General features: G+C 54.4%; 18 protein-coding genes and 4 tRNA genes. 9 read left to right on the top strand and 13 right to left on the bottom strand.

The genetic code is table 11. The features are described from left to right. The first annotated feature begins 39 nt into the window (after positions 1-39). The 9 genes from thiC (at position 40) to U9O48_RS01250 (ending at position 8,021) form a co-directional block, all read left to right on the top strand. Positions 40-1,935, top strand: coding sequence for a phosphomethylpyrimidine synthase ThiC (gene thiC, locus U9O48_RS01290; protein WP_324723353.1), 1,896 nt, complete (start codon positions 40-42; stop codon positions 1,933-1,935). Continuing rightward, the gene (gene thiE, locus U9O48_RS01285) at positions 1,935-2,570 is read left to right on the top strand and encodes a thiamine phosphate synthase (protein WP_324723352.1); all 636 of its coding nucleotides are present in this window, start codon (positions 1,935-1,937) and stop codon (positions 2,568-2,570) included. Before thiC ends, thiE begins: the two co-directional genes overlap by 1 nt. Continuing rightward, entirely contained in the window at positions 2,563-3,318 is a 756-nt protein-coding gene (gene thiF, locus U9O48_RS01280; RefSeq protein ID WP_324723351.1) for a thiazole biosynthesis adenylyltransferase ThiF, read from the top strand. Before thiE ends, thiF begins: the two co-directional genes overlap by 8 nt. After that, positions 3,302-3,502 carry a sulfur carrier protein ThiS gene (thiS, locus tag U9O48_RS01275; RefSeq protein WP_285145693.1) on the top strand — a complete coding sequence of 67 codons (201 nt, stop codon included), beginning with the start codon at positions 3,302-3,304 and terminating at the stop codon, positions 3,500-3,502. Before thiF ends, thiS begins: the two co-directional genes overlap by 17 nt. A gap of 1 nt (position 3,503) precedes the next feature. Beyond that, on the top strand, positions 3,504-4,274 hold the full coding sequence (gene thiG, locus U9O48_RS01270) for a thiazole synthase (protein WP_282493092.1): 771 nt from the start codon (positions 3,504-3,506) through the stop codon (positions 4,272-4,274). Continuing rightward, positions 4,271-5,404 (top strand): 2-iminoacetate synthase ThiH, encoded by a 1,134-nt coding sequence (gene thiH / locus U9O48_RS01265; protein ID WP_285150951.1) that lies wholly within the window; start codon positions 4,271-4,273, stop codon positions 5,402-5,404. The genes thiG and thiH overlap by 4 nt, the downstream gene beginning before the upstream one ends. Before the next feature lie 268 nt (positions 5,405-5,672). After that, the gene (locus tag U9O48_RS01260) at positions 5,673-7,217 is read left to right on the top strand and encodes a sensor domain-containing diguanylate cyclase (RefSeq protein ID WP_285150953.1); all 1,545 of its coding nucleotides are present in this window, start codon (positions 5,673-5,675) and stop codon (positions 7,215-7,217) included. 177 nt (positions 7,218-7,394) lie between these two features. Next, entirely contained in the window at positions 7,395-7,700 is a 306-nt protein-coding gene (locus tag U9O48_RS01255) for a PTS sugar transporter subunit IIB (protein WP_095280284.1), read from the top strand. A 3-nt stretch (positions 7,701-7,703) separates the two neighbouring features. After that, entirely contained in the window at positions 7,704-8,021 is a 318-nt protein-coding gene (locus tag U9O48_RS01250) for a PTS lactose/cellobiose transporter subunit IIA (protein WP_282493095.1), read from the top strand. 114 nt (positions 8,022-8,135) lie between these two features. Here U9O48_RS01250 and rpoC read toward each other — a convergent pair whose 3' ends face one another. The 13 genes from rpoC to U9O48_RS01185 form a co-directional block, all read right to left on the bottom strand. Beyond that, positions 8,136-12,359 (bottom strand): DNA-directed RNA polymerase subunit beta', encoded by a 4,224-nt coding sequence (rpoC, locus tag U9O48_RS01245; RefSeq protein WP_282493096.1) that lies wholly within the window; start codon positions 12,357-12,359, stop codon positions 8,136-8,138. Positions 12,360-12,436: 77 nt separating this feature from the next. Beyond that, positions 12,437-16,465 (bottom strand): DNA-directed RNA polymerase subunit beta, encoded by a 4,029-nt coding sequence (rpoB, locus tag U9O48_RS01240; RefSeq protein ID WP_285145695.1) that lies wholly within the window; start codon positions 16,463-16,465, stop codon positions 12,437-12,439. Between the two features lie 320 nt (positions 16,466-16,785). Then, complete coding sequence (rplL, locus tag U9O48_RS01235; protein WP_095280280.1) at positions 16,786-17,151, bottom strand: 50S ribosomal protein L7/L12; 366 nt, start codon at positions 17,149-17,151, stop codon at positions 16,786-16,788. A 66-nt stretch (positions 17,152-17,217) separates the two neighbouring features. Continuing rightward, positions 17,218-17,715, bottom strand: a complete 498-nt coding sequence (rplJ, locus tag U9O48_RS01230) for a 50S ribosomal protein L10 (RefSeq protein WP_007704673.1) — start codon at positions 17,713-17,715, stop codon at positions 17,218-17,220. A 291-nt stretch (positions 17,716-18,006) separates the two neighbouring features. After that, complete coding sequence (gene rplA / locus U9O48_RS01225) at positions 18,007-18,711, bottom strand: 50S ribosomal protein L1 (protein WP_282493098.1); 705 nt, start codon at positions 18,709-18,711, stop codon at positions 18,007-18,009. Between the two features lie 3 nt (positions 18,712-18,714). Beyond that, the gene (rplK, locus tag U9O48_RS01220; RefSeq protein ID WP_004097640.1) at positions 18,715-19,143 is read right to left on the bottom strand and encodes a 50S ribosomal protein L11; all 429 of its coding nucleotides are present in this window, start codon (positions 19,141-19,143) and stop codon (positions 18,715-18,717) included. A 156-nt stretch (positions 19,144-19,299) separates the two neighbouring features. Next, on the bottom strand, positions 19,300-19,845 hold the full coding sequence (nusG, locus tag U9O48_RS01215; RefSeq protein ID WP_125295710.1) for a transcription termination/antitermination protein NusG: 546 nt from the start codon (positions 19,843-19,845) through the stop codon (positions 19,300-19,302). A 1-nt stretch (position 19,846) separates the two neighbouring features. Continuing rightward, positions 19,847-20,230: a preprotein translocase subunit SecE gene (gene secE / locus U9O48_RS01210; protein WP_003862342.1), complete on the bottom strand. Its 384-nt coding sequence runs from the start codon at positions 20,228-20,230 to the stop codon at positions 19,847-19,849. Between the two features lie 228 nt (positions 20,231-20,458). After that, positions 20,459-21,643, bottom strand: coding sequence for an elongation factor Tu (gene tuf, locus U9O48_RS01205; RefSeq protein ID WP_285148659.1), 1,185 nt, complete (start codon positions 21,641-21,643; stop codon positions 20,459-20,461). A gap of 118 nt (positions 21,644-21,761) precedes the next feature. Then, a tRNA-Thr gene (locus U9O48_RS01200) sits at positions 21,762-21,837 on the bottom strand. 6 nt (positions 21,838-21,843) lie between these two features. After that, positions 21,844-21,918: transfer RNA gene (locus U9O48_RS01195), tRNA-Gly, on the bottom strand. A gap of 116 nt (positions 21,919-22,034) precedes the next feature. Further along, positions 22,035-22,119, bottom strand: a tRNA-Tyr gene (locus U9O48_RS01190). 8 nt (positions 22,120-22,127) lie between these two features. Beyond that, positions 22,128-22,203, bottom strand: a tRNA-Thr gene (locus tag U9O48_RS01185). Between the last annotated feature and the right edge of the window lie 89 nt (positions 22,204-22,292).

The following is a 22,292-nucleotide window of genomic DNA, read 5'->3' as shown; positions in this document are numbered from 1 at the left end:
TCGTCTGACAAGCCACTCCTTACTTTTTTGGAATGAGCTATGTCTGCCACTAAACTGACCCGCCGCGAACAGCGCGCACAAGCCCAACACTTCATCGACACCCTGGAAGGCACCGCTTTCCCGAATTCTCAGCGCATCTACATCACCGGTTCGCAGGACGATATCCGCGTGCCGATGCGTGAAATCCAGCTCAGCCCGACGCTCATCGGCGGCAGCAAAGATAATCCCCAGTTCGAAGACAACGAAGCGGTACCGGTTTACGACACCTCTGGTCCTTACGGCGATACGGATGTAGCCATCAACGTGCAGCAGGGTCTGGCAAAACTGCGCCAGCCGTGGATCGAAGCACGCCAGGACAGCGAATCTCTGACCGACCGCAGCTCAGCGTATACCAAAGAACGCCTGGCCGACGATGGTCTGGACGAACTGCGCTTTACCGGCCTGCTCACACCGAAACGCGCCAAAGCGGGCAAATGCGTGACCCAGCTCCATTACGCACGCTCAGGTGTCGTCACGCCGGAGATGGAGTTCATCGCCATTCGTGAAAACATGGGCCGCGAGCGCATCCGCAGCGAAGTGCTGCGCCACCAGCATCCGGGCGAAGGATTTGGCGCTCGCCTGCCGGAGAACATCACCCCGGAATTCGTGCGTGACGAAGTCGCCGCCGGACGGGCGATCATCCCCGCCAACATTAACCACCCGGAATCGGAGCCGATGATTATCGGCCGCAACTTCCTGGTGAAAGTGAATGCCAACATCGGTAACTCCGCGGTCACCTCCTCCATCGAAGAAGAGGTCGAAAAACTGGTGTGGTCGACCCGCTGGGGTGCGGACACGGTGATGGACCTCTCCACCGGCCGCTACATCCACGAAACCCGCGAGTGGATCCTGCGTAACAGCCCGGTGCCGATCGGCACCGTTCCGATCTACCAGGCGCTGGAGAAGGTGAACGGGATCGCCGAAGATCTCACCTGGGAAGCCTTCCGCGATACCCTGCTGGAGCAGGCGGAACAGGGGGTGGACTACTTCACTATTCACGCCGGGGTTCTGCTGCGCTACGTGCCGATGACCGCCAAACGTCTGACCGGGATTGTGTCGCGCGGCGGCTCGATTATGGCGAAATGGTGCCTGTCACATCATCAGGAGAACTTCCTCTACGAACACTTCCGCGAGATTTGCGAAATCTGCGCCGCGTACGATGTCTCCCTGTCGCTGGGCGACGGTCTGCGTCCGGGCTCCATTCGCGACGCCAACGACGAAGCGCAGTTTGCTGAGCTGCACACCCTCGGCGAGCTGACCAAAATCGCCTGGGAATATGACGTGCAGGTGATGATCGAAGGCCCGGGCCACGTGCCGATGCAGATGATCCGCCGCAACATGACCGAGGAGCTGGAGCACTGCCACGAGGCGCCGTTCTACACCCTGGGGCCGCTGACCACCGATATTGCACCGGGCTATGACCATTTCACCTCCGGCATCGGCGCGGCGATGATCGGCTGGTTTGGCTGCGCCATGCTCTGCTACGTCACCCCGAAAGAGCACCTCGGCCTGCCGAACAAAGAGGACGTGAAGCAGGGGCTGATCACCTACAAAATCGCCGCCCACGCCGCCGATTTAGCCAAAGGCCACCCTGGGGCGCAGATCCGCGACAACGCCATGTCCAAAGCGCGCTTCGAGTTCCGCTGGGAAGACCAGTTTAACCTGGCCCTCGACCCGTTCACCGCCCGCGCCTATCACGATGAAACCCTGCCGCAAGAGTCCGGCAAAGTGGCGCACTTCTGCTCCATGTGCGGGCCAAAATTCTGCTCGATGAAAATCAGCCAGGAAGTGCGCGACTACGCCGCGAAGCAGGTGATTGAAGTCGGCATGGCCGATATGTCGGAAAACTTCCGCGCCAAAGGCGGCGAAATCTACCTCAAAAAAGAGGAGGCGTAATGGTTCAGCCCAATTTTCCAACCGTGCCCCGGCGCTTAGGGCTTTATCCCGTCGTCGACAGCGTGGAGTGGATTGAGCGCCTGCTTGAGGCTGGCGTGAAAACAATTCAACTGCGCATCAAAGACCAGCGTGATGGCGAGGTCGAAAGTGATGTGTCTGCCGCCATCACACTGGGGCGTCGGTATGACGCCCGGGTGTTCATCAACGACTACTGGCAGCTGGCGATTAAGCATCAGGCGTACGGCGTGCATCTCGGGCAGGAGGATCTGGAAACCGCCGATCTGAACGCCATCCGGAATGCCGGCCTGCGCCTCGGCGTGTCGACTCACGACGATATGGAGATCGATGTGGCGCTCGCCGCACGACCGTCCTATATCGCCCTCGGCCACGTCTTCCCGACGCAAACCAAACAGATGCCCTCGGCCCCGCAGGGGCTGGCGCAGCTGGCACGTCACATCGAACGTCTGGCCGATTATCCGACCGTGGCCATCGGCGGCATCAGCCTTGATCGCGCCCCGGCGGTGCTGGAGACCGGCGTCGGCAGTATCGCGGTGGTCAGCGCCATTACTCAGGCGGTGGACTGGCAGGCAGCGACTGCACAGCTCTTGCAACTGGCGGGAGCGGGCGATGAATGACAGCGACTTCATGCGCTACAGCCGCCAGATCCTGCTGGAGGATATCGCCGTCGACGGTCAACAAAAGCTGCTCGACAGCCGGGTATTGATTGTCGGACTGGGCGGGCTCGGCGCGCCTGCTGCGCTGTATCTGGCCGGAGCGGGCATCGGGACGCTGGTGTTAGCCGACGATGACGACATCCACATCAGCAATCTGCAGCGGCAGATCCTGTTCACCACCGAGGATGTGAACGCGTCAAAAGCGCAGGTCACCAGCCAACGGCTGAACGCCCTCAACCCTGAAATTGCGCTTATCACCGTGCAACAGCGACTGGACGGGGAAACCCTGCACCAGGAAGTTGCCCGCGCGGACGTGGTGCTGGATTGCACCGACAATATGGCGACACGCCAGGCGATCAACGCCGCCTGTGTGGCGCTCAATACCCCGCTCATCACCGCCAGCGCCGTTGGGTTCGGCGGGCAAATGATGGTCCTGACGCCGCCGTGGACGCATGGCTGCTACCGCTGCCTGTGGCCAGATGACGCAGAGCCGCAGCGCAACTGCCGCACGGCCGGCATCCTTGGGCCGGTGGTCGGGGTGATGGGAACTCTGCAGGCGCTGGAAGCCATCAAGCTGCTCAGCGGAATGGAGACGCCGCGCAATACGCTGCGCATGTTCGATGGCCGCTCGGGTAACTGGCGACATCTGGCGCTCCAGCGTGCCGGCGGGTGCAGCGTCTGCGGAGGACATCATGCGGATTCTGTTTAACGATGAACCGATGCAGTGCGCGGAGGGGCTGACCATCGCCACGCTTCTCGACCAGCTACGCCAGTTGAAACCCGGCGTGGCGCTGGCCCTTAACCAACAGATCCTGCCGCGCGAGCGGTGGGAACGTCAGCAGGTGCGCGATGGCGATCAGATCCTGCTTTTTCAGGTCATCGCGGGAGGCTGACATGTTACGTATTGCCGATAAAACCTTTGATTCACATCTCTTCACCGGCACCGGAAAATTCGCGTCGCCACAGCTGATGGTGGATGCCATTCGCGAAAGCGGCAGCCAACTGGTGACGCTGGCGATGAAGCGCGTGGACCTGCGCAACCACAGCGATGCGATTCTGGCACCGCTGCTGGCGGCAGGCGTGACGCTGCTGCCCAACACCTCCGGGGCGAAAACGGCAGAAGAGGCGGTGTTTGCCGCCCAGCTGGCACGCGAAGCGCTGGGCACCCGCTGGCTGAAACTGGAAATTCACCCGGACGCGCGCTGGCTGCTGCCCGACCCTATCGAAACCCTGAAAGCCGCCGAAATTCTGGTTAAACAGGGCTTCACCGTTCTGCCCTACTGCGGCGCGGACCCCGTGCTCTGCAAGCGCCTTGAGGACGTCGGCTGCGCGGCGGTCATGCCCCTCGGCGCACCGATTGGCTCCAATCAGGGGCTGGAGACCCGCGCGATGCTGGAGATCATCATCGAGCAGGCCACCGTTCCCGTGATCGTCGATGCGGGCATCGGCGTGCCAAGCCACGCGGCACAGGCGCTGGAGATGGGGGCCGACGCCGTACTCGTCAACACGGCCATTGCGGTGGCTGACGATCCGGTAATGATGGCGCGCGCGTTTCGTCTGGCCGTCGAGGCGGGCGTGCTGGCGCGTCACTCCGGGCCAGGATCGCGCCATTTTCAGGCGCAGGCCACCAGCCCGCTTACCGGCTTTCTGGAGGCGTACTCATGAGCACCTTCGCTGACCGCTGGCGGGAGCTAAACTGGGACGATATTCGTCTGCGGATCAACAGCAAAACGGCGGCTGACGTCGAGCGCGCCCTGAACGCGCGGCATCTGACCCGCGAGGACATGATGGCCCTGCTCTCCCCTGCCGCCAGCGCCTGTCTGGAGCCGATGGCGCAGCGCGCACAGCGGCTCACGCGCCAGCGTTTTGGCAACACGGTGAGTTTTTACGTGCCGCTCTATCTCTCCAACCTGTGCGCCAATGATTGCACCTACTGCGGTTTTTCCATGAGCAATCGCATCAAGCGCAAAACCCTCGACGCGGAAGAGATCGCCCGCGAATGCGCCGCCATCCGCGAGATGGGTTTTGAGCACCTCCTGCTGGTCACCGGTGAGCACCAGGGAAAAGTGGGGATGGATTATTTCCGTGAGCATCTTCCCGCCATTCGTCGTCGGTTTTCATCGTTGCAGATGGAAGTGCAGCCGTTATCCGAAAACGAATATGCAGAGCTGAAAACCCTCGGGCTGGACGGCGTGATGGTCTATCAGGAGACTTATCACGAAGCCATGTACGCCCAGCATCACCTGAAGGGGAAAAAGCAGGATTTCTTTTTCCGCCTTGAAACCCCAGACCGGCTGGGGCGTGCGGGGATCGATAAAATCGGTCTCGGCGCGCTGATCGGGCTGTCCGACAGCTGGCGTGTGGACTGTTTTATGGTGGCGGAGCATCTGCTGTGGCTCCAGCAACACTACTGGCAGAGCCGCTACTCGATCTCTTTCCCGCGACTTAGGCCCTGCGCGGGCGGTATCGAACCGGCGTCGATCATGGACGAACGCCAGCTGGTACAGGTCATCTGCGCATTTCGCCTGCTGGCGCCGGAAGTGGAGCTGTCATTGTCGACCCGGGAGTCCCCGGAGTTTCGCGATCGGGTGATTCCGTTAGCCATCAACAACGTCAGCGCCTTTTCCAAAACTCAGCCTGGCGGGTATGCGGACAATCATCCCGAGCTGGAGCAGTTTGCTCCGCACGATGGCCGTCGACCTGAAGAGGTGGCCCAGGCGCTCAGCACGCAGGGATTACAACCGGTGTGGAAAGACTGGGACAGCTGGCTGGGACGCGCCTCGCAGTTACGCTGAAACGGCCTGCAACGGCGCGAAAAGCTCTCGAGGCGGCTCGGAGCGTTATCATCGGGCGATTGCTGACTTTCGCCCGTTTTTTTAACCTGTCAGGGTCAGCAGCGGATGCTGACCAGGGCGAAAAGCTTCTTCCTCGTTTCGCCCTGCCTTCACAAACCAGGAAGTTTCGCGCCAGTTATTAAGATAAATCATTCGGCCTGCTACGCTGAGACGTATAATAAACCAGCACCCATTTGGACTATTACCTCTTCTGGACTCCTGACGACTCATGCCTGTTCATAGCAGAAAGCTCTCTTTCACAACGCCAATCCTGGTGAGTTTTGCAGGGATCCTGATCGGTTTCGTTCTGATCGCCGTGTTTATCACCCTGACGCAGAGAAAGGATTTTGTAGAGGATTATCATAAGATTAACAGTAATTTCACCCACAACCTGGCGGTGAACTATACGGAATCTATCCTGCGTGAAAACGACCATATTCTCGGGCGGGCTGTCACCTTCTTCTCCCGCAACGACCAGCTCGGCAACATGGTGAATGTCGATCGCGAGAAAGGATTGCAGGTCCTGATGCAGTTACAGAACCTGATGCCGAACGTGTCGGCGATTTCCCTGGCTGACTCGCAGGGAAAATACCTGCGCGCCCCCGAAGTCTTAGCCAGTGACAGTAGCAAACTGTTTGATCCCCGCATCCGCCCGTGGTTCGTCGGGCAGGCTCAGGCCAGCACCTTAAGTCGCTATACCAGCCCCTATACGGATTACTTTACCCATCATCCCACCATCACAATTTACCGGCCCGTGATAACGCCGGAAGGCAGACTGAAAGGCACCCTCGCATTTCATCTGGATCTGACCGCCATGGGCTATACCCTGCGCCAGATGGTCTCTCCGGTACAGGGTGAATTCTTCGTCGTGGAGCGTGATGGAAAAGTGGTGCTTCATCCCGATACCAGCGCCCTGTTTAAACCCTATGTCAGTGAAGAGCTGATGGCTAAGATGACCAGCGGGGAAGGACATACCTACGATCGTAAAACGGGTTACTGGTATTACTATTACGCCTTTACGAATCCGGACTGGCTGGTCATTTATCGCGTGTCAAATACCACACTAACCGACATCACACGCCACGAGACCAACATTGTCAGCTGGGGATTTGCGCTGGCCGCCATCGTGATTATCCTGTTTGGCCTCTATCTGCGCCACGCATCGCGTACGGTGCTGATGAACATCATCAACGCCATTAAAACCGGCGAGGTAAATCAGGCACCGCGGCTGGAGGCAATGCTCAGTAAAGCCATTCTGAAGAACAAAGAGCGCGAGCGAGATTATGTGCGCCAGGCGACCGTGGATGCCCTCACCGGCTGTAAGAATCGCCGCGCCTTCGACAGCGATATCGCGGCGCTGATGAAAGAGCATCAGCCCTTTGCGCTGGCCCTGGTGGATATCGATAATTTCAAATCTATTAACGACACCTGGGGTCATCTGAGCGGCGACATTGTGCTGCGCAACGTCGCCCGGGAAGGCATCCAGGTGATGCAGCCTCAGCATATTTCCGTCTATCGTTACGGCGGTGAGGAGTTTGCCGTTGTCTTCCCGGCAGAGCATCTCGAAACCGCCTTTGGCCTGCTGGAAGAGTGGCGACTTCAGGTAGCGGAACGTACCTGGCGGGAAGAGGCGTTGCACGTCACCTTCAGCGCCGGGCTGGGCGAGTGGCACTTCGAGCCGCTGGAGCAGTTAATTGGCAGCGTGGATGAGGCGCTCTACAAAGCCAAACAGCAGGGCAAAAACCGTATTCTTCTGACATCTACTCACTCATAACGCCGCTTTCCAGAAGCCCGCTTTTGGCGGGCGCATCCCTTCGTCGGTAAAAATTGTAACCGGTTTCAGAAAAAGCAGATTTCTTTGTGATGCCTCACACACAATCGTGGTAAAGCGGTTGTTGAAGCGGCCTGCACGGGATAATTATCAAGAAACACATGTACATCGAGGCTGACTATGAAGAACATCGTTTTATGCTGTGCGGCGGGTATGTCTACCAGCATGCTGGTTCAACGCATGAAAGACGCCGCAGATAAAAAAGGCGTTGAAGTGACCATCAAAGCCGTTCCGGTTGCTGAATTTAAAGACAATATTGCTACCGCCGACATCGTATTACTGGGGCCACAGGTTAAATACGAACTGGCAAAACTTCAGGCTCAGGCCGAACCGCTGGGCAAAAAAGTCGCGGTGATCGACATGATGGATTACGGCATGATGAAAGGCGATGTCGTTCTTGAAAAAGCCCTCAAACTGCTGGAGTAAGACATGGAAGATTTAGAAACGACCATCATGGAGTTGCTGGTAAACGCGGGCGCGGCGCGCAGCGCTGCTTTAACCGCTCTGCAACTGGCACGTAAAGGGGATTTCGCGGGCGCCGAACAGGCGATGGAAGAGTCGCGTGAATACGTGAAGCATGCGCACACCATTCAGACGCAGCTGATTGGCCTTGATGAAGGCACAGGCAAACTCCCGGTGAATCTGATTACCGTCCACTCCCAGGACCACCTGATGAACGCGATGGTGATTCAGGATCTGGCGGGCGATATGATCGAACTTTATCGTCGCTTACCGCTGCTGAACTGAATAAATACAGACGTAAAAAAACCCGCCGAGGCGGGTTTTTTGTTGTCGGGTGGCGCTACGCTTACCCGACCTACGCTCCGTTACCCGGCAATTTTCACCGCCGGGCATCAACGATTAATCGTTGTCAGAGCCGCCCAGACCTGCGTTCAGCAGTTCTGCCAGGCTTGCAGAAGCATCTTCCGCAGTGACCTGAGGTGCCGCTGGCAGTTCGCCCGCAGCACGACGACGCATACGATCCTGGTGGTAAGCATAACCGGTACCAGCCGGGATCAGACGACCCACGATGACGTTCTCTTTCAGACCGCGCAGTTCATCACGTTTACCTGCAACAGCTGCTTCGGTCAGGACACGCGTGGTCTCCTGGAAGGATGCTGCAGAGATGAAGGACTCGGTTGCCAGAGACGCTTTGGTGATACCCAGCAGGTCGCGGGAGTACAGCGCCGCCACTTTGCCGTTCGCTTCCAGATCGCGGTTCGCAATCTTGACGCGGGAGTATTCCACCTGCTCGCCTTCCAGGAAGTCCGAGCTGCCAGCGCTATCGATGGTTGCTTTACGCAGCATCTGACGAACGATAACTTCGATGTGTTTATCGTTAATCTTAACGCCTTGCAGACGGTAAACGTCCTGTACTTCGTTGGTGATGTAACGCGTAACCGCGTGAACACCACGAAGACGCAGAATGTCGTGCGGCGCTTCTGGACCATCGGAAACCACGTCACCACGTTCTACACGTTCGCCTTCGAACACGTTGAGCTGACGCCACTTAGGAATCATCTCTTCGTATGGCTCGCTACCGTCTAACGGAGTGATAACCAGACGACGTTTCCCTTTGGTTTCTTTACCGAAGGAAATGATGCCGCTGATTTCCGCAAGGATAGCTGGCTCTTTCGGACGACGTGCTTCGAACAGGTCAGCAACGCGTGGCAGACCACCGGTGATGTCCTTGGTACCGCTGGATTCCTGAGGAATACGCGCCAGGGCGTCACCCGCACTGATCTGAATACCATCTTCCAGCTGTACAATCGCTTTACCTGGCAGGAAGTACTGAGCAGGCATATCGGTACCTGGGATCAGAACGTCGTTACCGTTGGCATCAACGATTTTCAGTGCCGGACGCAGATCTTTACCACCCGCGGTACGTTCTGCAGAATCCAGAACCACCAGAGAGGAGAGACCGGTCAGCTCGTCGGTCTGACGAGTAATCGTCTGGCCATCGATCATATCGGTGAAGCGAATGAAACCTGCCACTTCGGTGATAACCGGCATGGTGTGTGGATCCCAGTTTGCTACGGTCTCGCCGCCAGCAACCTGCTCGCCATCGCCTTTCGCCATCACAGCACCGTAAGGGACTTTATAGCTTTCTTTGGTACGACCGAATTCGTCGATCAGCTTCAGCTCGGTGTTACGCGAGGTCACAACCAGCTTGCCAGCGGAGTTAATAACCGACTTGGCGTTAGACAGCTTGATGCTACCCTTGTTTTTCACCTGAATGCTGGATTCAGCAGCCGCACGAGATGCCGCACCACCGATGTGGAACGTACGCATCGTCAGCTGTGTACCCGGCTCACCGATGGACTGTGCCGCGATAACGCCGATTGCTTCACCTTTGTTGATGATGTGGCCACGCGCCAGGTCACGACCATAGCAGTGGGCACACACACCAAAGTCGGTGTCACAAGATACGACGGAGCGCACTTTCACGGAGTCAACAGAGTTCTCTTCCAGCAGGTCACACCACTGTTCGTGCAGCAGAGTGTTGCGTGGAACCAGAATGTCTGCGGTACCTGGCTTCAGAATGTCTTCAGCAGTCACACGACCCAGAACGCGATCGCGCAGTGGCTCTTTAACATCACCACCCTCGATAACCGGGGTCATGGTGATACCTTCGAGGGTGCCACAATCGTCTTCGGTCACCACCAGATCCTGCGCAACGTCAACCAGACGACGCGTCAGATAACCGGAGTTAGCTGTTTTCAGTGCGGTATCCGCCAGACCTTTACGAGCACCGTGCGTGGAGATGAAGTACTGGAGTACGTTCAGACCTTCACGGAAGTTCGCGGTGATTGGCGTCTCAATGATGGAACCATCTGGTTTCGCCATCAGACCACGCATACCTGCCAACTGACGAATCTGTGCTGCGGAACCACGCGCACCGGAGTCGGCCATCATGTAGATGCTGTTGAAGGAAACCTGCTGCTCTTCTTTACCTTCACGGTTAATGACGGTTTCAGTTTGCAGGTTGTCCATCATCGCTTTGGAAACGCGATCGTTCGCCGCAGCCCAGATATCGATAACTTTGTTGTAGCGTTCGCCCGCGGTAACCAGACCAGACTGGAACTGCTCCTGGATTTCGGCAACTTCGGCTTCTGCTTCGCTGATGATCTCGTATTTCTTCTGTGGGATCACCATGTCATCGATACCAACAGATGCACCTGAACGCGCTGCATATGCAAAGCCGGTGTACATCGTCTGGTCAGCGAAGATAACGGTCGGTTTCAGACCCAAAATGCGGTAACAGGTGTTCAGCATTTTGGAGATCGCTTTCTTGCCCAGCGCCTGGTTGACGATGGAGAAAGGCAGACCTTTCGGCACGATCATCCACAGAATCGCACGACCTACGGTGGTGTCGATAATGCTGGTTTTCGCAACGAATTCGCCATTAGCATCTTTTTCGTATTCAGTGATACGCACTTTAACGCGCGCATGCAGAGAGGCCAGGCCAGCGCGGTAAATACGCTCAGCTTCTTTAGGGCCAGTCAGCACCATGCCTTCGCCTTTGGCGTTAACACAGTCACGGGTCATGTAGTACAGACCCAATACAACGTCCTGAGAAGGAACGATGATTGGCTCGCCGTTCGCAGGTGACAGGATGTTGTTGGTAGACATCATCAGCGCACGCGCTTCGAGCTGGGCTTCCAGCGTCAGCGGTACGTGAACAGCCATCTGGTCACCATCGAAGTCGGCGTTATATGCCGCACAAACCAGCGGGTGCAGCTGAATTGCTTTACCTTCGATCAGAACAGGTTCAAACGCCTGGATACCCAAACGGTGCAGAGTTGGTGCACGGTTCAGCAGTACCGGGTGTTCGCGGATCACTTCGTCCAGGATATCCCAAACGACAGCTTCTTCGCGCTCAACCATTTTCTTAGCGGCTTTGATGGTGGTGGCGAGGCCACGCAGTTCCAGCTTGCCGTAGATGAACGGTTTGAACAGTTCTAGTGCCATTTTCTTCGGCAGACCGCACTGATGCAGACGCAGGTATGGACCTACGGTGATTACAGAACGACCGGAGTAGTCAACACGCTTACCGAGCAGGTTCTGACGGAAACGACCCTGTTTACCTTTGATCATATCGGCCAAAGATTTCAGAGGACGTTTATTAGAACCGGTGATCGCACGACCGCGACGACCGTTATCCAGCAGGGCGTCGACCGCTTCCTGCAGCATACGTTTTTCGTTACGTACGATGATGTCAGGCGCAGCCAGATCCAACAGTCGTTTCAGACGGTTGTTACGGTTGATCACGCGACGATACAGATCGTTCAGGTCGGACGTTGCGAAACGACCACCATCCAGCGGAACCAGCGGACGCAGATCTGGCGGCAGAACCGGCAGAACGGTCAGGATCATCCACTCTGGTTTGTTACCAGACTGAACGAACGCTTCCAGCAGTTTGATACGCTTGGTCAGCTTCTTACGCTTGGTTTCGGAGTTGGTTTCGTTCAGCTCTTCACGCAGCTGCTCGCACTCTTGCTCCAGATCCATGCTTTTCAGCAGGGCCTGGATAGCTTCCGCACCCATTTTTGCGTCGAATTCGTCACCGAACTCTTCCAGCGCGTCCAGATACTGTTCTTCGGTCAGAATCTGGTTACGTTCCAGATTCGTCATCCCGCCTTCGATAACCACATAAGATTCGAAGTACAGAACACGTTCGATATCGCGCAGCGGCATATCCAGCAGCAGGCCGATACGGGACGGCAGAGATTTCAGGAACCAGATGTGAGCAGTCGGAGACGCCAGCTCGATGTGGCCCATGCGCTCACGGCGCACTTTGGTCTGGGTCACTTCAACGCCGCACTTCTCACAGATCACACCACGGTGTTTCAGGCGCTTGTACTTACCGCACAGGCACTCGTAATCTTTTACTGGCCCGAAAATACGCGCACAGAAAAGGCCGTCACGCTCAGGTTTGAACGTACGGTAGTTGATGGTTTCCGGCTTCTTAACTTCACCGAAAGACCATGAACGGATCATGTCTGGCGAGGCCAGAGCAATTTTGATCGCATCAAACTCTTCGGTTTTAGTTTGCGCTTTCAGAAACTTTAATAAGTCTTTCACGGATTTGCTCCCGTCGGAGTTAGCACAATCTGGTGCCGGGTTATTAATCCGGCACCAGTGACCTGTTTGAGCGAGAGTTACTCGTCTTCCAGCTCGATGTTGATACCCAGGGAACGGATCTCTTTCAACAGTACGTTGAAGGATTCCGGCATGCCCGGTTCCATCTGATGGTTACCGTCGACGATGTTTTTATACATCTTCGTACGGCCGTTCACGTCATCAGACTTAACGGTAAGCATTTCCTGCAGGGTGTATGCCGCGCCATATGCTTCAAGCGCCCACACTTCCATCTCACCGAAGCGCTGACCACCGAACTGTGCCTTACCACCCAGCGGCTGCTGAGTAACCAGGCTGTAAGAACCGGTAGAACGCGCATGCATCTTGTCATCAACCAGGTGGTTCAGTTTCAGCATGTACATGTAGCCAACGGTAACCTGGCGCTCGAATTGCTCACCGGTACGACCGTCGAACAGTGTGATCTGACCGGAAGTCGGCAGGCCACCCAGCTGTAACAGTTCCTTGATTTCAGACTCTTTCGCACCATCGAAGACCGGTGTTGCGATCGGCATACCTTTTTTCAGGTTCTCAGCCAGACGCAGAACTTCGTCATCGCTGAAGGTGTTCAGGTCAACTTTCTGACGAACATCAGTGCCCAGATCGTACGCACGCTGGATGAATTCGCGCAGTTTCGCGACTTCTTCCTGCTGCTTCAGCATGGCGTTGATTTTCTCGCCGATACCTTTCGCAGCCATACCCAGGTGAGTTTCGAGGATCTGACCAATGTTCATACGAGACGGTACACCCAGTGGGTTCAGCACGATATCTACCGGCGTACCGTTAGCATCGTGAGGCATATCTTCGATCGGGTTGATCTTGGAGATAACACCTTTGTTACCGTGACGACCTGCCATTTTATCACCAGGCTGAATCTGACGTTTAACGGCCAGATAAACCTTAACAATCTTCAGCACGCCTGGTGCCAGATCGTCGCCCTGAGTGATTTTGCGGCGTTTCGCTTCGAGTTTTTTCTCGAACTCGTGTTTCAGTTCGTCGTACTGCTCGGCCAGCTGTTCCAGCTGACTTTGTTTCTCTTCGTCGGCCAGGCCCAGTTCCAGCCAGCGGTCGCGCGGCAGCTTGTCGAGCTTCTCAGCTTCAATGCCACCGGAGACCAGCGCTGCGTAGATACGACTAAACAGGCCAGCTTCGAGGATCTGCAATTCTTCAGACAGGTCTTTCTTCGCCTGCTTCAGCTGCATCTCTTCGATTTCGAGCGCACGTTTGTCTTTTTCTACGCCATCGCGAGTAAAGACCTGAACGTCGATAACCGTACCGGAAACACCGTTTGGTACACGCAGAGAAGAGTCTTTAACGTCAGACGCTTTCTCACCGAAGATCGCACGCAGCAGTTTCTCTTCTGGCGTCAGCTGGGTTTCACCTTTCGGCGTAACCTTACCAACCAGAATGTCGCCGCCGGTCACTTCTGCACCGATGTAAACGATACCGGATTCATCAAGTTTAGAGAGCGCAGCTTCACCCACGTTCGGGATGTCAGCGGTGATCTCTTCTGGCCCCAGCTTGGTGTCACGGGACACACATGCCAGTTCCTGAATGTGAATCGTGGTGAAACGATCTTCCTGAACCACACGCTCGGAAACGAGGATGGAGTCTTCGAAGTTGTAACCGTTCCACGGCATGAACGCTACGCGCATGTTCTGACCGAGTGCCAGCTCACCGAGATCGGTAGACGGACCATCTGCCAGCACGTCGCCGCGCTCAACCGGCTCACCCAGGGAGACACACGGCATCTGGTTGATGCAGGTGTTCTGGTTAGAACGGGTGTACTTCGTCAGGTTATAGATGTCGATGCCTGCTTCGCCCGGATACATCTCGTCTTCGTTAACTTTGATAACGATACGGGAAGCATCAACGTACTGAACAGTACCGCCACGTTTAGCAACTGCGGTTACACCGGAGTCAACGGCAACAGCACGTTCCATACCGGTACCAACCAGCGGCTTATCAGCGCGCAGAGTCGGAACCGCCTGACGTTGCATGTTCGCACCCATCAATGCACGGTTGGCGTCATCGTGTTCCAGGAATGGAATCAGGGACGCACCAACAGAGACGATCTGCTGAGTGGAAACGTCCATGTAGTCCACCTGATCATTGCTGAACAGGCTGGATTCGCCTTTGCTACGGCAGGTAACCAGATCGTCAACGAAACGACCTTCTTCGTCCAGGTTGGTGTTCGCCTGAGCGATGACGTAGTTACCTTCTTCGATAGCAGACAGGTAATGAATTTCGTCGGTGACAACACCGTCAGTCACTTTACGGTACGGAGTCTCAAGGAAACCGTATTCGTTAGTCTGTGCGTACACGGACAGGGAGTTGATCAGACCGATGTTTGGACCTTCAGGCGTTTCGATTGGACATACGCGACCGTAGTGAGTCGGGTGTACGTCTCGAACTTCAAAGCCTGCACGTTCACGGGTCAGACCGCCTGGGCCGAGTGCAGAGATACGACGTTTGTGCGTAATCTCGGACAGTGGGTTGTTCTGGTCCATGAACTGAGACAGCTGGCTGGAACCAAAGAACTCTTTCACTGCGGCAGAAATTGGCTTGGCGTTGATCATATCCTGAGGCATCAGGGTATCCAGATCGCCCAGAGACAGACGCTCTTTCACCGCACGCTCAACACGTACCAGGCCAACGCGGAACTGGTTTTCCGCCATTTCGCCTACGGAACGGATACGACGGTTGCCGAGGTGGTCGATATCATCCACTTCGCCTTTGCCGTTACGGATATCAATGAGCTTTTTCATCACTTCGATGATGTCTTCTTTGCTCAGGATACCGGAACCTTCGATCGCGTCACGCAGCAGAGAACGGTTGAACTTCATACGACCAACCGCAGACAGATCGTAGCGGTCTTCGGAGAAGAACAGGTTCTCGAACAGGCTTTCAGCCGCTTCACGAGTTGGTGGCTCACCAGGACGCATCATGCGGTAGATTTCTACCAGTGCGCTCAGACGATCGGTCGTTGGGTCGACGCGTACAGTCTCAGAGATGTACGGACCGTGGTCCAGATCGTTGGTGAACAGCGTTTCGATACGTTTGTGGCCAGACTGGCTCAGCTTAGCCAACAGATCCAAGCTCAGCTCCATGTTAGCCGGGCAGATCAGTTCGCCAGTAGATGCATCAACGTAATCTTTTGCTGCCACTTTGCCCGCGATGTATTCAACCGGAACTTCGATGTGTTTGATTTCATCTTTTTCCAGCTGGCGGATATGGCGCGCAGTGATACGGCGACCTTTTTCCACGTACACTTTGCCGTCGGATTCGATGTCGAACGACGCGGTCTCACCACGCAGACGTTCCGGCAGCAGCTCCATTTGCAGCTTGTTGTCGCGGATCTCAAAGATCACTTTCTCGAAGAACAGGTCAAGGATCTGCTCAGTGGTGTATTGCAGCGCACGCAGAATGATGGTCGCTGGCAGTTTACGACGACGGTCGATACGGACAAACAGGTTGTCTTTCGGATCGAACTCGAAGTCCAGCCATGAACCACGGTAAGGAATGATACGCGCGTTATACAGTACTTTACCGGAAGAGTGTGTTTTACCTTTATCGCTGTCGAAGAAGACGCCCGGGCTACGATGCAGCTGGGAAACGATAACACGCTCTGTACCGTTGATGACAAAAGTACCGTTGTCCGTCATGAGTGGAATTTCACCCATGTAGACTTCTTGTTCTTTAATGTCTTTAACGGTGCCTTCTGGCGCTTCGCGCTCATAGACAACCAGACGCAGTTTGACGCGCAGCGGTGCGGAATAGGTCACACCACGGATCTGACATTCCTGAACGTCAAATACCGGTTCGCCAAGGCGGTAGCTGACGTACTGCAGCTCAGAATTACCGCTATAGCTTTTGATTGGGAATACGGAACGGAAGGCTGCTTCCAGACCATACTGCCCTTCAGGATCTTGCTCGATAAACTTCTGGAACGAGTCAAGCTGGATAGAAAGGAGATAAGGTATATCCAGAACTTGTGGACGTTTACCAAAATCCTTACGAATACGTTTTTTCTCGGTATAGGAGTAAACCATTAGGGTTCCTCAGCTCGCTGACAAGTCGACCCATCTGTCCGACGAAGGGACAGTTTGTGCAACACCGTTTTGTTGATCGGAAAATTGAATACTTTCCGCAATACCTGTTGCTATCACGCTTAAACCATTTCGTTGCGATTTACACAGAGCGAGCACCCTGTCGCAGTATATTAAGGCGTCGATAGAAACAAGCATTGTCAGGACAACCAGCAGTCAAACAGTGTGAAATGCTACTGGCGCCTTACAGCGCAAAAAGGCTGGTGACTAAAAAGTCACCAGCCATCAGCCTAATTTCTCAGGCTGCAACCGGAAAGGTTGGCTTATTTAACTTCAACTTCTGCGCCAGCTTCTTCCAGAGATTTTTTCAGTGCTTCTGCGTCATCTTTGCTCACGCCTTCTTTCAGAGCGGCTGGAGCAGATTCTACCAGGTCTTTAGCTTCTTTCAGACCCAGGCCAGTTGCGCTACGTACTGCTTTGATTACAGCAACTTTGTTAGCGCCAGCAGCTTTCAGAATTACGTCGAATTCAGTTTTTTCTTCAGCAGCTTCAGCCGGGCCAGCAGCTACAGCTACAGCAGCAGCAGCGGAAACACCGAATTTTTCTTCCATTGCAGAAATCAGTTCTACAACGTCCATTACGGACATAGCTGCAACTGCTTCAATGATTTGATCTTTAGTGATAGACATTTAAATTGTTCCTGAAAATCAGAATAAGTTTATACGTAAGCGAATGCTTGATAAAGAAAACGGCTATTAAGCAGCTTCTTTTGCATCGCGAACAGCAGCCAGAGTGCGAACCAGTTTGCCAGCCGAAGCTTCTTTCATGGTTGCCATCAGGCGTGCAATTGCTTCTTCGTAGGTCGGCAGGGTTGCCAGGCGATCGATTTGCGATGCCGGGATCAACTCACCTTCAAAGGCTGCGGCTTTGACCTCAAATTTTGCATTCGCTTTCGCGAAATCTTTGAACAGACGAGCAGCTGCGCCCGGGTGTTCCATAGAATATGCAATCAGGGTCGGACCAACGAACGCGTCTTTCAGGCACTCGAACTGAGTACCTTCAACAACACGGCGCAGCAGGGTGTTACGAACAACACGCATGTATACGCCGGCTTCGCGACCTGCTTTACGCAGTTCAGTCATTTTGTCTACAGTTACGCCGCGGGAATCCGCAACTACTGCAGACAGCGCGCCTTTGGCTACTTCGCTGACTTCAGCAACAATCGCTTGTTTGTCTTGAAGATTTAAAGCCATTAGCTTTGCTCCTGGATGTTTGCCGGAACTCATGTTCCGGAACTCACTTCACTCTTCCCAACGGAAAGAGCGTCTTAATACGGTGAGCAGAAACAAGCCAGAGTATCAGAAATAATCTTAGCGTTCTGTCACCGTCTACGCAGGGCATTAAGCCTCTTTCGAGACACCTGCGGTCTTCGACGGAGGCCTGGATTAGGCCAGGCTCCAACGAACAAATCTTTTTACCTGCTAACTTTCGTTAGCAAACGTGGGGGTAAGATTGTAGACAAATCCACCGCCCACGTAAAGGTATTAGTTTGCAGCAGCGCTCAGGCCAGCCTGGTCAACTGCAACACCTGCACCCATAGTGGTGGAGATGCTAATTTTCTTGATGTACACGCCTTTCGCCTGAGTTGGTTTCGCTTTTTTCAGCGCAACCAGCAGAGATTCCAGGTTTTCTTTCAATTTGTCAGCGTCGAAGTCCACTTTACCGATGGTAGTGTGGATGATGCCGTTTTTGTCGTTACGATAACGAACCTGACCTGCTTTAGCGTTCTTAACCGCTTCAGCAACGTTAGGCGTTACAGTACCGACTTTAGGGTTTGGCATCAGGCCGCGTGGACCCAGAACCTGGCCCAGCTGGCCAACAACGCGCATTGCATCCGGGGAAGCAATAACAACGTCAAAGTTCATTTCGCCTTTTTTGATCTGATCAGCCAGATCTTCCATACCTACCAGTTCAGCGCCGGCAGCTTTAGCAGCTTCAGCGTTTGCACCCTGAGCAAATACAGCTACGCGTACGGAACGGCCAGTACCGTGTGGCAGTACAGTTGCGCCACGAACGTTCTGATCGGATTTACGAGCGTCGATACCGAGGTTTACAGCAACGTCAACGCTTTCAACGAACTTAGCGGTAGCCAGTTCTTTCAGCAGAGCGATAGCTTCGGTGATCTCGTATTGTTTGGTCGCATCAACTTTGTCACGGATTACGGACATGCGCTTGGTCAGTTTAGCCATTTCTTAGTCCTCCACTACCAGGCCCATGGAACGTGCAGTACCTTCAATGGAGCGAGTCATCGCTTCAATGTCGGAACCAGTCATGTCGGCAGCTTTGGTCTGCGCGATTTCCTGCAGCTGAGCGCGGGAAATTTTACCCACTTTGTCTTTGTTCGGCTTACCGGAACCAGACTTGATACCAGCCGCTTTTTTCAGCAGAACTGCTGCCGGCGGGGTCTTGGTAACGAAAGTGAATGAACGGTCAGCGTATACGGTAATAACAACCGGAATTGGCAAACCTTTTTCCAGGGATTCAGTTTTTGCGTTGAACGCTTTACAGAATTCCATGATGTTAACACCCTGCTGACCCAGAGCTGGACCAACCGGTGGACTTGGGTTTGCCATACCAGCTGCAACCTGCAGCTTAACGTAGGCTTGTACTTTCTTAGCCATTCTAAAATCCTCTAAATGGGTTATAGCGCCTCAAGGAGGCTCCCCGTGATAAATATCGTCTTACGGGCCGAGACCCATAAAAACAAAAGGCGCGAAATTGTATTCCAATCTCGCGCCCTGTGCAACGATTAAATCGCCGCTTTTTTGATCGGCTGCTTAGGCTTTTTCTACCTGGGCAAAGTCCAGTTCTACCGGGGTCGCACGACCGAAGATAGAAACAGAAACTTTCAGGCGGGACTTCTCATAGTCCACTTCTTCCACCACACCGTTAAAGTCAGCAAACGGACCGTCGCTAACACGAACCATTTCACCCGGTTCAAACAGCGTTTTAGGACGCGGCTTATCACCCACCTGCTGCAGGCGGTTCATAATCGCATCAACTTCTTTGTCGCTGATTGGTGCCGGACGATCGGACGTGCCGCCGATAAAGCCCATTACGCGCGGGACGCTGCGCACCAGGTGCCAGCTTGCATCGTTCATCACCATCTGAACCAGCACGTAACCCGGGAAGAATTTGCGCTCACTTTTGCGACGCTGGCCGCCACGAATTTCGACCACTTCTTCGGTCGGAACCATGACGTCACCAAACAACTCTTCCATATTGTGTAATTTGATATGCTCACGCAGCGAAGTGGCTACGCGGCCTTCAAAACCGGAGAACGCCTGAACGACGTACCAGCGCTTTTTAGGGGCTTCAGACATCTTAGAACCTCAGGCCAGTGATAAAGGAAACCAGGCGAACCAGAATACCATCCAGTCCCCACAGGATCAGTGACATGACAGCTGTCACCGCTGCCACAATCAGCGTGGTGTGCAATGTTTCCTGGCGAGTCGGCCAAATGACCTTGCGAACTTCGGTTCGCGCTTCGCGGGCAAAAGCAACGGTCGCTTTACCTTTTGTCGTCAACAGCGCGACACCACCCGCTGCAGCAATAAGAATTACTACGGCCAGCGCACGCAACGGCAGCATCATGTCACGATAAAGGTAGTTACCTACAATAGCCACAATCAGCAGCACGGCAACAACTACCCACTTCATCGCTTCCAGGCCGCGACCGCTCCCTTGAGCTTCGGTATTCGCACTCATAAACCAACCTGTCAGAAGTATTCTACAAACAATTTCACCCCGCATTAGCGAGGCGATCCAACCCGAAAAAACAAACGCTTCTCGGACTAAACGCCCTCTACAGAGCCTGTCTCAGCAATGATTATGACAAATAAAATCACTGATGAGCCAGGTTCTGGTTCGAAAGCGTGCAAAAAGGGCATCAAATGATGCCCTTTTATTGCGCATTGCGTCAAATGTTATCAGCGATTAGCTGAGAACTTTAGCAACAACGCCTGCACCAACAGTACGGCCGCCTTCACGGATTGCGAAACGCAGACCGTCATCCATCGCGATTGGGTGGATCAGGGTAACAACCATTTTGATGTTGTCGCCTGGCATTACCATCTCAACGCCTTCTGGCAGTTCGATGGTACCGGTCACGTCAGTTGTACGGAAGTAGAACTGTGGACGGTAGCCTTTGAAGAACGGAGTATGACGGCCGCCTTCATCTTTGGACAGGATGTAAACTTCAGATTCGAATTTGGTGTGCGGCTTGATAGAGCCTGGCTTAGCCAGTACCTGACCACGTTCGATTTCTTCACGTTTGATACCACGCAGCAGAACACCAACGTTCTCACCAGCACGGCCTTCGTCCAGCAGTTTGCGGAACATTTCAACGCCAGTACAGGTAGACTTAGCAGTCTCTTTGATACCAACGATTTCAACTTCTTCGCCAACTTTAACGATACCGCGCTCTACACGACCGGTAACAACAGTACCACGGCCGGAGATGGAGAATACGTCTTCGATAGGCAGCAGGAACGGCTTGTCAATCGCACGCTCTGGTTCTGGGATGTAAGAATCCAGGAAGCCAGCCAGCTCAACGATTTTAGCTTCCCACTCTGCTTCGCCTTCCAGCGCTTTCAGAGCAGAACCACGGATGATTGGAGTATCATCACCTGGGAAGTCGTACTGGGACAGAAGTTCACGAACTTCCATTTCTACCAGTTCCAGCAGCTCTTCGTCATCAACCATGTCGCATTTGTTCAGGAACACGATGATGTAAGGAACGCCAACCTGACGACCCAGCAGGATGTGCTCACGAGTCTGAGGCATAGGGCCGTCAGTCGCAGCAACAACCAGGATTGCGCCATCCATCTGAGCAGCACCGGTGATCATGTTTTTAACATAGTCGGCGTGGCCCGGGCAGTCTACGTGTGCGTAGTGGCGAGTCGGGGTGTCATATTCAACGTGGGAAGTGTTGATGGTGATACCACGAGCTTTTTCTTCTGGTGCGTTATCGATCTGGTCGAATGCACGAGCAGAACCACCGTAGGTTTTAGCCAGAACGGTAGTGATTGCAGCGGTCAGCGTTGTTTTACCATGGTCAACGTGGCCGATAGTACCGACGTTAACGTGCGGTTTTGTACGTTCAAACTTTTCTTTAGACATCGATTGTCCCTCTAAGACACGGATAAATCGGTGATATCACCACATCAACCAGGCAATATGCCTGAACTGTTGAATGCTTTTAAAGGTAAACAGAGAGAAACAGGGAGGAGAAGTGAAGTGGTGCTGATACCCAGAGTCGAACTGGGGACCTCACCCTTACCAAGGGTGCGCTCTACCAACTGAGCCATATCAGCACGTCTTGGAGCGGGCAGCGGGAATCGAACCCGCATCATCAGCTTGGAAGGCTGAGGTAATAGCCATTATACGATGCCCGCATCCTGAAACTCGGCTACCCAGTTCTTTCTGTAACAAAAAAGAGATTTCTCTCTTTTTATGTTTTGAGCTGATTGATGTTTTAGCCAGCTCAGGCGGCGATAACGCTGCCAGAAAGTGGTGGTGGGGGAAGGATTCGAACCTTCGAAGTCTGTGACGGCAGATTTACAGTCTGCTCCCTTTGGCCGCTCGGGAACCCCACCGGACTTGATGGTGCCGACTACCGGAATCGAACTGGTGACCTACTGATTACAAGTCAGTTGCTCTACCTACTGAGCTAAGTCGGCATCAAGTAGCGCGCATTCTATGGGGGCATGCGCAGTCATGCAACTAAAAAATTGCATAAAATGTTCTTTCGCTCAGATTTTGTGCGCCA

The organism is Lelliottia sp. JS-SCA-14 (genome assembly GCF_035593345.1).
GTDB classification, from domain to species: domain Bacteria; phylum Pseudomonadota; class Gammaproteobacteria; order Enterobacterales; family Enterobacteriaceae; genus Enterobacter; species Enterobacter wanjuensis.
This window is presented reverse-complemented; position numbering and strand designations above follow the sequence as displayed.